Raw genomic sequence first — 306 nt, 5'->3', positions numbered from 1 at the left:
CTCGCTCAGGGCCCGCCGGGCGTCCGCCTCACAGGCGAAGGTCCGAGCCGTCAGCTGGCCCAGGACCTTCCGCGCCTCCCCTTCGGCCCGCGCTATCCGCTGCTGGAGGCTCGCTTCCTCCATCCTGGCCCGCTCCTGGCTCTCCACCAACAGCCAGCGCTGCCGCACACCCCCGTACTCGCTCTCCACCTCCAGCCCCCGGTAGCCGGGCAGCAGAGGCCTCCAGGCCTCCTGGGGTAACTCCTCGCGTAGCAGGGCCCTGGCCTCCTTTAGGGTGGCCGGCACCCGCATGACCCAGGAGAACCC

The 306-nt window shown here is 71.9% G+C and carries 1 pseudogene; it reads right to left on the bottom strand.

Annotation, left to right across the window (positions count from 1 at the left end):
• Positions 1–306: pseudogene (locus L0D17_RS13395) on the bottom strand (IS1634 family transposase); the annotation flags it as partial.

Origin of the sequence: Thermus thalpophilus (genome assembly GCF_022760915.1) — a bacterium.
Lineage (GTDB): Bacteria > Deinococcota > Deinococci > Deinococcales > Thermaceae > Thermus > Thermus thalpophilus.
The sequence above is the reverse complement of the archived record's forward strand: the minus strand, read 5'-3'. Positions and strand labels throughout refer to the sequence as shown.